Genomic DNA, 11,662 nt, shown 5'->3' on the forward strand with positions numbered 1-11,662 from the left:
AATATATAGTGGGCCAGCCATATTCCACGGGGGCTAGTGGCCGATTTAGTGTGACAACTCTTCGCGGATCACGCGGCGCAGGTCGGCTTCCAGGTGGCCGGTTTCAATCACCCGGCGCAGCGAGTCGTTGATAAGCGTCTGGTAGCCCCGGTTGCCCGCCAGTGCCTTGAAGTGTTCGATGATGGGTGCGTCCAGCATGATGTTGATGCGCTGCTTGCCAACCCTGGCACGAACTGCCGTTTGCCACTCGGCGCGGTTGACATCGCGGCCCGCCACCCGCAGCTTGGCATTGTCAAAATTCGCCTGCGTCAGTTTGGGTGCGTCGTCGCTCATGTCGTTAGAAGTAACCGGCGTTTTTGTAGAAGAGGTCTGTTTCATCGCTGTCTGCCTTTCGCATGGAAATGATGCGGATGCTGTCGTCCGATTCAACATGAACGATCAGGACGACCAGGTAGTCGAGTAGCCCAATGCCAATCATGCGCTGTTCGCCATAGTTTTCGCGTTGGTCCTCAAATAGAACCAATGGACCACTGAAAACCTTGACGGCATCCGCAAAGTCCAGGCCGTGCTTTTTCAGGTTCGACTGGCGTTTGGGTTCATCCCAGATGAAGTTCATGGCTCAAAATTATACACATGGTAATGTGTATTTCCGGGGTTGTCACCTGTAGTCGTTTGTGCTTCGATTGAAGCGTTTTTGGCTACGTGAACTGGTTCAGTGGCACGTTGTCTTTGACGTACTCGGGAATGCGGGTGCGCCATACCTGGGGTAGTGCAAGTTGTCGTTAGAGAGGATGACACAGCGGCAGTTTTGCGATTTGGCGTATCTGCGGGCCTACTCCTTGCCGATAAGCGGGTTCTTGCTCGCGGCCTTGGCCTCAAAAACCACCAGTGGAAAGCCCCCTTCTTTGCGGGTGAATGCGCATGTTTTGGCTGGGCTAGGCTCATGGCGCCCAGCTGGGACTGGCCATGATGTGCTGGCGCTGTACAGTAAAGCCATCGCCACCATGCCCCAGAACCCTGGCGCGCCTGAGCTGTTTCGCGACATCTTCAAAAATGCTTAGCCGTCCCAGGGATGCTCAGTGGAGCGAATGTGACTCAAATTACTACGTATTTGATAGCTATACATTCATATTACACGGGGGCTAGAGGCCAGTTTGGCTTAAACGTCCTCCGTAAATCACCCCACCCGGCCCATGGATGCAATACATTGCACCCATGCCCACCCCGCCCGCCCCACCCCACTGGTCCGCCCTGCCCAACGCCCCCGCACCCGGAACCGCGTTGTTGTGCCAGCGGGACGCCCTGCCGGACGGCCAGGCCACGCTGTGGGAGTTGGACACGGGTGGTGGGCCGGGCGCGGCCTTCAAGCTGCTTTTGTTGCGCGATGGTCTGGTAGTCACGGCCTTTGTCAACCGCTGTGCCCACTTTGGCGTGCCGCTGGCGGCCAAACAATCTCAGTTGATCTTCACGCCCCGGGTCAGCATCACCTGCAACGTCCACTACATGCGCTACCGCTGGTCTGATGGAGTGTGTGAGGCCGGGGAATGTGCGGGTGAGTCGCTGGTGCCGGTTCCCCTGCACATCGCCGAGGACGGCGCACTCCGTATTGCCACATCCGGCGGGTAATATCGGGGCTCCTGGCGGCTAGCGGTACGCTGGCGGTTCTGTTTTTGCCTGTGCTGGCTGGTCATGCCAGACCAAGACCATACCAGCGCCTCTTGCCAGTGCCACGCACCACCCAGCTTGGAGAAACGGTGCCAAGGCCGGCCCCTGCCCAGCCCCGTGGCTGGCAATTATTTCAAGCCCACGTAGAAAAAACCCTAATACTGGTATTAAATTGGTATGTTAAGATATTCCCACATTCAATCGACACCCCGCCTTGGGGCGTCAAAACAAGTCAAAAGCAGCAATGGTTAAGTATTTGTTGGGTGTAGACGGTGGAGGCACCGGTACCCGCGTTGTGTTAGCCACCCGTAGTGGGACCGTCCTGGCACTGGCCAGTGCGGGGCCGTCTGCGCTGGGGCAAGGCGTGGCCGCGGCCTGGCGCAACATCCTGGCGGCTGTGCACCAGGCGTTCGCGCTGGCCGAGCTGGCGGTACCGGATTGGTCTCAGTGCGCCCTGGGCGCAGGCCTGTCGGGCGTGCACCACCAGCCCTGGTGCGACGCGTTTGTAGCCACCAACCCTGGTTTTGCCCACCTTGCTGTCGAAAACGATGCCTACATCGCCCTGCTGGCCGCCCATAAAGGCTTGCCCGGCGCCATGGTGGCGGCGGGCACCGGCAGCGTAGGCGAGGCCTTGTATGCCGATGGCACACGCCACCAGGTCAGCGGCTGGGGCTTCCCGGTGGGTGACGAGGGCAGCGGCGCCTGGCTGGGCCTGCGCGCCATGTCCCACGCCCAGGAGGTGATGGACCGCCGCCTGCCCGCAGGCCCGCTGGCTACCCAGATCCACCAGTTGTGCGGTAGCCACCGCGATGCCCTGCAGGCCTGGTGTGCCACGGCCGGCCAAAACGAATACGCCCAACTGGCGCCTACGGTGTTTGCATCCGCCGCCAGTGACACCGCTGCCGAAGCCCTGCTGGCGGAGGCCGCCGCCGCCATAGAACGCATGGCCGCCGCGCTGGACCCCCAGGCAGTAATGCCCCTGGCCGTGTGTGGCAGTGTGGGCCGCCAACTTTTGCCGCGACTGGCGGGCGCTACCCGCGCACGCGCCATCGCTTCACCCCAGGACGCCGTACACGGCGCCCTGACGCTTGTCCACCAATCATTGGAATAGTCACCATGACACCAGGCGAAATGCTCACCTTCGACCCAGATCCCCGCGACAGCTCGCCCATCTACATGCAGCTGGCCCGCAAGCTGGCCCAGCTGATACGCGAAGGCCACTACAAGCCCGACGAGGCCTTGCCTTCTGAGCGCCTGTTGGCTGAGACACTGAATGTGTCCCGCGTGACCGCCCGCTCGGCGATTGACCAACTGGTATCACAGGGCCTGATCGTGCGCAGGCGCGGTTCGGGCAACTACATCGCCCCCATGCTGGAGCAGCCGCTGTCGCAGCTGACCAGCTTCTCCGAAGAATTGCTGCGCAGGGGCTACACACCCTCGTCCCGCTGGCTGGAGCGCAAGATCGATGTGGCCATGACGGACGAACAGTTATCGCTGGGCCTGTCCACCGGTGAAAAGGTGGTGCGGCTGGAGCGCCTGCGCCTGGCCGACAACGTGGTCATGGCTTATGAGGTTAGTGTGCTGCCGCAAACCATCATTGCCGACCCCATGCTGGTGGGCAACTCGCTGTACGAATACCTGGACAGCATCCAGCGTACGCCGGTGCGGGCCCTGCAGCACATCCGTGCGCTCAACGCCCAGCCCCGGCTGGCCGAACAGTTAGGCATACCCGATCGCCAGGCCGTGTTGTTCATCACACGTATTGGTTACCTGGAATCGGGCCAGGCGGTGGAGTTGACCCACTCCTACTGTCGCAGCGACTACTACGACTTCGTCGCGGAAATGAGGCGCGAGTGATGCGTTCCGTCGTCGGCAATATCCTGACGCCCTCCGGTTTTGTGCATGGGTCCATCGCCTTCACAGCCGAGGGGCGCATAGACCACATCCACGGCAAGGCGATCAGCGAAGAAGCGGCGCGTGCGTCCGGCGATCCGCTGGTGCTGCCCGGCTTTATCGACCTGCACGTGCACGGCGCCGGTGGCCGCGACATCATGGAAGGTGGCGACGCCGCGGTACGCATCAGCCAGGTGCATGCACAACACGGGACCACGTCCATCCTGGCCACCACCATGACGGCCCCCATGGAAGACCTGGTGTCTGCCATGGGCGCGCTAAGTGGCATTTGCCGTCAGCGCGCACCGGGTGGTGCACGGGTATTGGGTGTGCACCTGGAGGGCCCCTACATCAACGACGGCAAGCTGGGTGCGCAACCCGCGTTTGCGCGGCCGGTGCAGACTGCAGAGCTGAGCCAGCTCAACGCCCTGGCGCCCATACGTGTCATCACCATGGCGCCCGAGGTGCCGGGCAATATGGAGCTGATCGAATCGCTGTGTGATGCCGGCTACCGCGTGCAAATCGGCCACAGCCTGGGCACCTACGATGACGGTGTGCAGGCACTGGCCCGGGGCGCGCGCAGCTTTACGCATTTGTTCAACGCCATGACCGGCCTGCACCACCGCGAGCCCGGCATGGTGGGTGCGGCCCTGGCCCATGCGCAGTATGCGGAGTTCATCCCCGACCTGATCCACGTGCACCCCGGTGCCATCCGCGTGGCCATCCGCTCCATACCCTGCCTGTACTGCGTGACCGACTCCACGGCCGCCACCGGCATGCCCGATGGGGAATACCGCCTGGGCAGCCACCAGGTGTTCAAGTGCCTGGGTGGTGTGCGCCTGGCCGATGGCACGCTGGCCGGTTCCACGCTGACACTGGACCAGGCCCTGCGCAACCTGGTGAACACGCTGGGCCTGTCGATTCTGGACGCATCCAAACGCGTCTCCACCCACGCTGCCGACTACCTGGGTGTGGTCGACCGTGGCCGCCTGGCCGTGGGCGCCTGGGCCGACGTGGTCGTGCTGGACCGCGACCTCGCATTGCAATCCATCTACATTGAAGGGAATCCCGTTGAACACACTGATGCTCTCTGAGGCGCGCGAAGCCGCCCAGGCCGTGGCCCACCAGCTGGCCCACAACGACAAGGAATACTGCGACTTTGGCGCGTTGTTGCGCACACAAAACCCGACCGCTGTGTTGACCGTGGCGCGCGGCAGCTCGGACCATGCGGCGCACTTTTTGGCCTATCTGGTGATGGCCCGCATGGGGCGTCTGGTCACATCCCTGCCCATGTCGCTGGTCACGCTGTACCAGTCGCAAATTGCCTGCAAGGGTCTGGTCTCTCTGGCGTTTTCACAATCCGGCCAAAGCCCGGATCTGGTAGCACCCACACGTTACTTCACCGAAGGCGGCGCCATCACCGCTGCGTTTGTGAACAAGGAAGACTCCCCACTCGCCCAGGCCGCGCAGTGGGTGTTCCCCTTGCACGCCGGCACCGAGGCCAGTGTGGCGGCCACCAAGAGTTACATCGCCCAGTTGGTAGCAGGTGCCCGAATCGTCGCGGCGTGGCAAGACGACTTGGTGCTGCAGTCCGCCCTGTCCGCACTGCCGGGTGTTTTGTCCCGCGCGGCGCACGTGGACTGGTCGGTCGGTGTGGAGGTGCTGCACCACGTGGACCGCCTGTTTGTGATCGGCCGCGGCACCGGTATGCCGGTGGCACTGGAGGCCGCACTCAAATTCAAGGAGACCTGCGGCATACAGGCCGAGGCCTTCTCCAGCGCCGAGGTCAAACACGGCCCCATGGCCTTGATCGAAGAGGGTTATCCACTCCTGGTGTTCGCCCCGCGCGGCCCGGCCCAGGCCGGTTTGCTGGCCCTGGCCGAAGAGATGCGCCTGCGCGGCGCCAAGGTGCTGCTGGCAGCACCCGCAGGCACGCCGGGCGCCAACCTGCCCATCGTGGAAACCGATTCGATTGACCTGGACCCGATCTCGCTGATCCAGAGCTTCTACCCCATGGTGGAACAACTGGCACGCGCCCGCGGCCGCAACCCCGACGAGCCACGTTTCCTGGCCAAGGTCACCAAAACACACTGAGCGCAGAAGCCCACAATCATGCAACACACAAACCTGTACCCCGGGCAACTGGTGATGGTGGACATCGAGGGCACAAGCCTCGATGTATCCACCGCCCACTTCTTGCGCGAGCACCATATCCGCGCGGTATGCCTGTTCCGCAAAAACCTGGGCACGGCGGCCGAGGTGCGCAAGCTCACCGCCGACCTGCGTGAAGTCATGGGCCCACTGGCCCTGATCGGCATTGACCAGGAGGGTGGCTCCGTCATACGTGCCACCTTTTTGCCGCAGGCACCGGCAGCCATGGCGTTGGGCGCCAGTGGTGATCTGGTGCAGGCCCAACACGTGGGCGCGGCCGTGTCGCGCGGCCTGCGCAGCCTGGGCATCAACTGGAATTTTGCGCCGGTGGTGGACGTCAACAACAACCCCGCCAACCCGGTGATTGCCGAACGCAGCTTTTCTGCCGACCCGGTGGCGGTGGCCCGCCTGGCAGGAGCCTGGATGGAAGGCGCCATGTCCGAGGGTGTGGCCTGTTGCATCAAACACTTCCCCGGCCACGGTGACACCCATACCGATTCACACCGCGCCCTGCCCACGGTGGACAAGTCCCTGGCCCAACTGGAAGAGCTGGAGCTGGTGCCGTTTCGTGCGCTGGCCGGCACGGCCCCCGCGGTCATGACAGCCCACATCGTCTATCCCCAGATCGACCCCGAACACCCCGCTACGCTGTCGCGCAAGCTGTTGACCGGTGTGTTGCGCGAGTCCATTGGGTACAGCGGCGTGGTCATCACCGACGCCCTGATGATGAAGGCCGTATACGACCGTTACGGCCATGCCCGCGCCTCGGTACTGACCCTGCAGGCGGGTGCCGACCTGGTGCTGGCACAGGGCGAGCGCGCCGAACAGCTTGCTGCCCTGCAAGCCATAGGTGCTGCTCTGGACAGCGGCGACCTGGACCACACCGCCATGCGCAGTGCTCGCGACAGTGTGGACGCATTGGCCCGGCGCTTCCCGCTGCATACCCGCCCGTACGGCGAGGCACAGCAGGCACAAGACGATGCACTGATGACCACCGCCTGGGCCCGAGGGCTCACCGCGGTGGGCCAGCCCGTAGCACCAGCACGCGCACAGCCGCTGCGGGTGATCGCACAGGCATCAGTAGCCAGCGACGGCGTGTCCGAAGCCGGCCTGCCGCTGGAGCAAGTGCAAGCGTTGTTCTCCGGTTTTGCCAACGTGCAGTACCTACCCGTGGCCACACTGCACGACCTGGATGTGGCCACCCTGCCGCGTGACGGGCGTTGCAATGTGCTGGTCTCCAACCACCACGGCCGTTACGGGGCCTCCAGCACCGCAGCCGGGGTGGACCTGCACCTGGCGATCTGGAACCCCTTCCAGGTGATGGACATCCGCGCACCCGCCATCGTCACCTGGGGTTACGCCGACGGTGCCATGCGCGCGCTCAAGGCCTGGCTGCAGGGCGAGGCCCAAGCGACTGGCACCGCACCGGTTGCACTCACACACGCCTGACTTCCTTCCTTTCCAGACGGGACTTTCCATGACCACAGCCTCCACCGCCCCTGCGCGTTCGCCCATCACCTGGGTTGCCAGCCTGTACTTTGTGCAGGGCATGCAGTTTTTTGTGGTCATGCTGATTGCCGGCCTGATGTTCAAGAACATGGGCGTGGCCAACGACCAGATCGCACGCTGGACCGGCCTCTTGGGCCTGGCCTGGGCCTTCAAGCCGCTGTGGAGTCCGTTTTTGGAAATGGCGCGCAGCAAGAAGCTGATTGTGGTGGCCATGCAGTTCACCGGCGCGGCCGGCCTGGCGCTGATGGCACTGGCCTTGCAGTTGCCCATGTATTTTGCGGCCAGCATCGCGGTGTTTTTTGTGTTGGCCTATGCCTCGGCCACACACGACATTGCGTGCGACGGCCTGTACATGGCCAGCCTGAACGACAAACAACAGGCGGCCTATGCCGGTTGGCAAGGCGCTTTTTTTAATGCGTCCAAGTTTTTGACACTGGGTGGCCTGCTGGTTCTGGCGGGGCATCTGGAAACCCGATTCGGGGTTTTTAACGCCTGGTCTGCGATCTTTGTGCTACTGGCGGTGGTGCTGGCCGCACTGGCCAGCTACAACGCCTGGGCCCTGCCCGGCACCCTGAATACCGACCACGCGGATCTGACGGCAGCCAGCGTGTTGCGCACGCTGTTGGAGGTGGTGAAAGACTTCCTGCAAAAGCCGGGCATCTGGCTGGCCATTCTGTTCATCGTGTTGTTTCGTTTTGCCGAAGGCCAGGTGCAGACCATTGGCCCGCTGTTCCTGATTGAAGCGCGCGACAAGGGAGGCCTGGGGTTGAGCACCGAACAAGTGGGTGGAATCTACGGCACGGTGGGCACGGCCGCCTTCCTGATTGGCAGTATCTTGGGCGGTTACTTCACATCTTGGCTGAGCCTGCGCCGCGCCATGCCCGTGCTGATAGTGGCCATGGCCGTGCCCAATGCCGTGTTTTATTACCTGGCCAGCACCCTGCCCACCGATGTTGTCCACATAGGCGCAGCCGTGGCCATTGAGATGTTTGGCTATGGTTTTGGATTTGTCGGCATGATTTTGTTCATCATGCAGGCCGTGGCGCCCGGTCGCTTCCAGACCGCACATTACGCACTGGGCTCGGGTGTGATGCAACTGGGCTTCATCATCTCCAAGACCATCAGCGGCGATATCCAGATCAGCATGGGTTATGAACACTTTTTCCTGTGGACCATTGCCTGCGGTGTACCGGCACTGGCCTTGATGTTTTTTGTCAAGTTCCCCGCGCCTGAAGCCAAGAGCGATTGAGCCCCGGCATGCACGCCAAGCATTATTTCCGTCTGACAGCATTCGCCGCCTGTGTAGCCACGGCTGCTGCCAGCAGTTCGGCACTGGCGGCGAATGCCCCGGGTTTGTTTTTTGACGATTTCAGCCAAGCCCATGTACAAGCCCTGGGCGCGCAGGGTTGGACGCTGCGGCATGCGGCTGGCCACCCCGGCATTTCGGGTGCCCAGTGGGGCCCAGCCACGGTGGCGCTGGTACCAGACCCCCAGCAAGCGGGCAACCAGTTCCTGCGCCTGCGTGCCAGTACCGACGGCACCCCCCAGGGCACCACCCAGGCCCAGATCTGCCATGCGCGCAAGTATTTTGAAGGCACCTATGCGGCCCGCATCCGCTTTTCAGACGAACCGGTGAGCGGCGAAGACGGTGATGTTGTGGTGCAGACCTTCTACGTGGTCAGCCCGCTGAAACATGACTTCGACCCGGAGTTCAGCGAGGTGGATTGGGAATACCTGCCCAACGGCGGCTGGGGCGACCCCACCACCCGGCTGTACGGCATCACCTGGCAAACCGTGCGCATAGACCCCTGGCAGGCCCACAACCAGGCACACCAGGAAAAACGCTCGGTGGCGGGTTGGCACACCCTGGTCCTGCAGATCCAGGGTGGCAAAACGCGCCACTACCTGGATGGCGTTTTGCTGGCCGAACACGGTGGCAGAAACTACCCCGTGGTGCCCATGTCGATCAATTTCAACCTGTGGTTTTCGCCGGGTGGTCTTTTACCGGTATCAAAATCACCGCGGGTGTATGAACAAGATGTGGACTGGGTTTTACATGCCAAAGACCAGCTGCTGACGCCGTTGCAAGTGGACGCGCAAGTGCAAGCGCTGCGTGCCGGTGGCCACACTGCTATTGACAAAATTGCACCAGGAACACCCGCGCTGGCCAGCACCTGCGACTTCTGACTAACGATGGTTTCAGGGTTTTCACCGAGCGGTCGTATCGCAATTTTTCTTGCAAAAAATCATAATTGGTAGCATAGTGGCATCTTCAATATGTGACATGGTATTGATTTCCTGAGCGATGGGGGCTGCCTGAATCGGGGGCGAACGCAGTCTGTTTGGTGGGCAGGAGGATTGGTTTCTCCTGCCCCCTTTTTTGCCCACCCCGATTCCGTAACACCCCACTCCGACATGGTCACACCACCCCTCTTCCATCATCCCGTCGCCAGACTGTTCCGCACGCTGGCCATCACCGTTCCCTGCTGCATCCTGCTGGCCTGCACATCCGCGCCGCAGCCGCCCGCAGCACAGGCCGCCGCACCCCACAGCCGTTTTGTGTACGGCCCCTACAAACACTTGAACATGGCGGTTGATTCACACCACCCGGCGGCCACCACCCAGGTGCTGGGAACACCCCAGGTAGTGGCCACCACGCCGCAGTCGGTGCTGCTGCCGGGTGTCACGGCACTGACCCTGGCCTTTGCGTCGGGTGAGTGTGGCCAGGAAAAATGGGGCGATCTGGCGGCCCAGGCGGTTGCACAGGCCAATGTCGCCGCGCTCAACCGTGCAGGCCTGCCCTACATCATCTCCACGGGCGGCGAAGGCAACATCTTCACCTGTGGCAGTGATGCGGGCATGGAGCAATTCGTTGCTCGCTACGCATCGCCCATGTTGCTGGGATTCGACTTCGACATCGAGGCCGGCCAGACACCCGCGATGGTCAACAGCCTGCTACAGCGCATCAAGGTGGCCCAACAGCGCCGGCCCCATTTACGCATGAGCTTCACGGTGGCCACCCACGCCGCCAGCGATGCTGGCCAGGCCAGCCTGAACGCCCAGGGCCATCAGGTGCTGGCCGCCATTCGCGCCGTGCAACTCGACCACTACGTCATCAACCTGATGGTGATGAACTACGGCCCGGCCAAACCCGCCAATTGCGTGGTGCGCGAGGGCCGTTGCGACATGGCGGCCTCCGCCGCGCAGGCGGTACAGAACCTGCACAGCCGCTATGGCATACCCAAGGCACAGATTGCAATCACCGCCATGTTGGGCATCAACGACGTGGTGGAGAACGTATTCACCCCGGCCGACGCCATGGCCCTGGCACGTCTGGCCCGGCAAGAACAACTGGGCGGCCTGCATTTCTGGTCACTGGACCGCGATACACCTTGCGCAGGTGGTGCAACCGCCGTATCCCCCACCTGCAGCAGCCTCAATACCCACAGCGCGCTGGCCTTTTCACGGGCGTTTGCCGAGGGGCTGCGCTAAGCTTGGGCACATGCCAGCGCACTCCAACCTACAAACCGTAACGCAGGCAGGCCACACCAGCCTGCAGCTCAACACCCGGCACGGCACCGCCACCGTGGCATTACACGGCGCCCACCTGTTGTCATGGATCCCGACCGGACAACGGGAGGTGTTCTGGTTATCACCAACATCACGCCCGGCGCCTGCGGCCATACGCGGTGGTGTACCCATTTGTTGGCCCTGGTTTGGCAAACAGGGCATGCCGCCGGGGGCCATGCAACACGGGCCGCTGCGCAACCTGCCATGGGAGATCAGCGCCGTACACGCCGACAGTGCCGAGCGGGTCAGCCTCACGCTCACCCCCTGCCGCACTGCGCAAACTGCCGATGCCCTGCTGCAGTTTGCACCCCACCTGCGCGTGGCCCTGCACATCACACTGGGCGAAAACCTGGAGCAGACACTGGAGACCCACAACCACGGCACGCAAGCCTTTGTATTGACACAGGCCCTGCACAGCTATTTCGCGGTGCAGGACGTGACACAGGTGCGCCTGACCGGGCTGGAAGATCTGTGTTTTGAGGACAAGCTGCGGGGCACCACTGGCACGGTGCAACACAGCCCCTTCCAGCTCGACACCGCCTGTGATCGCATCTACCAGCACGCCACAACCAAGCCGTCGCACCACTACACACTGCATGACGACCTGTGGGCGCGGCGCATACACATCCACACCCAGGGCAGCCAGTCGGTGGTGGTATGGAACCCCGGCGCAGACACAGCGCGCAGCATGGTGGATGTGCCCGATGCAGCCTGGAAAGACTTTTTGTGCGTGGAAGCCACCAATGCCGGACAGGACGATGGTGTCACCCTGGCGCCGGGTGGTCTACACCGCCTGACACAAACCCTGTCTGTAGAGCACCGCCCGACGTAGCACGGCTATCATCCCGGCGGTAGTCACCCGCATCCTGTGGGA

12 protein-coding genes are annotated in these 11,662 nt (G+C 62.7%); 10 read left to right on the top strand and 2 right to left on the bottom strand.

What is annotated here, in order from left to right:
* Window positions 1-45: 45 nt before the first annotated feature.
* Both HZ993_RS09475 and HZ993_RS09480 read right to left on the bottom strand, forming a co-directional pair.
* Window positions 46-333, bottom strand: coding sequence for a BrnA antitoxin family protein (locus HZ993_RS09475; protein WP_209397383.1), 288 nt, complete (start codon window positions 331-333; stop codon window positions 46-48).
* Between the two features lie 4 nt (window positions 334-337).
* A complete protein-coding gene (locus HZ993_RS09480) occupies window positions 338-616 on the bottom strand; it encodes a BrnT family toxin (RefSeq protein WP_209397385.1) in 279 nt (92 codons plus the stop codon).
* Between the two features lie 599 nt (window positions 617-1,215).
* Here HZ993_RS09480 and HZ993_RS09485 point away from each other — a divergent pair.
* From HZ993_RS09485 to HZ993_RS09530, 10 genes are all read left to right on the top strand, one after another.
* Window positions 1,216-1,626 carry a Rieske 2Fe-2S domain-containing protein gene (locus HZ993_RS09485; protein WP_209397387.1) on the top strand — a complete coding sequence of 137 codons (411 nt, stop codon included), beginning with the start codon at window positions 1,216-1,218 and terminating at the stop codon, window positions 1,624-1,626.
* Window positions 1,627-1,909: 283 nt separating this feature from the next.
* Window positions 1,910-2,776, top strand: coding sequence for a BadF/BadG/BcrA/BcrD ATPase family protein (locus HZ993_RS09490; protein ID WP_256440975.1), 867 nt, complete (start codon window positions 1,910-1,912; stop codon window positions 2,774-2,776).
* A gap of 5 nt (window positions 2,777-2,781) precedes the next feature.
* Complete coding sequence (locus tag HZ993_RS09495) at window positions 2,782-3,522, top strand: GntR family transcriptional regulator (protein WP_245213894.1); 741 nt, start codon at window positions 2,782-2,784, stop codon at window positions 3,520-3,522.
* Window positions 3,519-4,652 (top strand): N-acetylglucosamine-6-phosphate deacetylase, encoded by a 1,134-nt coding sequence (gene nagA, locus HZ993_RS09500; RefSeq protein ID WP_209397391.1) that lies wholly within the window; start codon window positions 3,519-3,521, stop codon window positions 4,650-4,652. The genes HZ993_RS09495 and nagA overlap by 4 nt, the downstream gene beginning before the upstream one ends.
* Complete coding sequence (locus tag HZ993_RS09505) at window positions 4,642-5,652, top strand: SIS domain-containing protein (protein WP_209398381.1); 1,011 nt, start codon at window positions 4,642-4,644, stop codon at window positions 5,650-5,652. The genes nagA and HZ993_RS09505 overlap by 11 nt, the downstream gene beginning before the upstream one ends.
* A gap of 18 nt (window positions 5,653-5,670) precedes the next feature.
* Complete coding sequence (gene nagZ / locus HZ993_RS09510) at window positions 5,671-7,158, top strand: beta-N-acetylhexosaminidase (protein WP_245213895.1); 1,488 nt, start codon at window positions 5,671-5,673, stop codon at window positions 7,156-7,158.
* 28 nt (window positions 7,159-7,186) lie between these two features.
* On the top strand, window positions 7,187-8,467 hold the full coding sequence (locus HZ993_RS09515) for an MFS transporter (RefSeq protein ID WP_209397393.1): 1,281 nt from the start codon (window positions 7,187-7,189) through the stop codon (window positions 8,465-8,467).
* 8 nt (window positions 8,468-8,475) lie between these two features.
* Window positions 8,476-9,405, top strand: coding sequence for a glycoside hydrolase family 16 protein (locus HZ993_RS09520; RefSeq protein ID WP_209397395.1), 930 nt, complete (start codon window positions 8,476-8,478; stop codon window positions 9,403-9,405).
* 228 nt (window positions 9,406-9,633) lie between these two features.
* Window positions 9,634-10,710 carry a glycosyl hydrolase gene (locus tag HZ993_RS09525; protein WP_209397397.1) on the top strand — a complete coding sequence of 359 codons (1,077 nt, stop codon included), beginning with the start codon at window positions 9,634-9,636 and terminating at the stop codon, window positions 10,708-10,710.
* A 10-nt stretch (window positions 10,711-10,720) separates the two neighbouring features.
* Entirely contained in the window at window positions 10,721-11,620 is a 900-nt protein-coding gene (locus HZ993_RS09530) for a D-hexose-6-phosphate mutarotase (protein ID WP_209397399.1), read from the top strand.
* Window positions 11,621-11,662: the final 42 nt, after the last annotated feature.

The organism is Rhodoferax sp. AJA081-3 (assembly GCF_017798165.1).
Classification (GTDB): domain Bacteria; phylum Pseudomonadota; class Gammaproteobacteria; order Burkholderiales; family Burkholderiaceae_C; genus Allorhodoferax.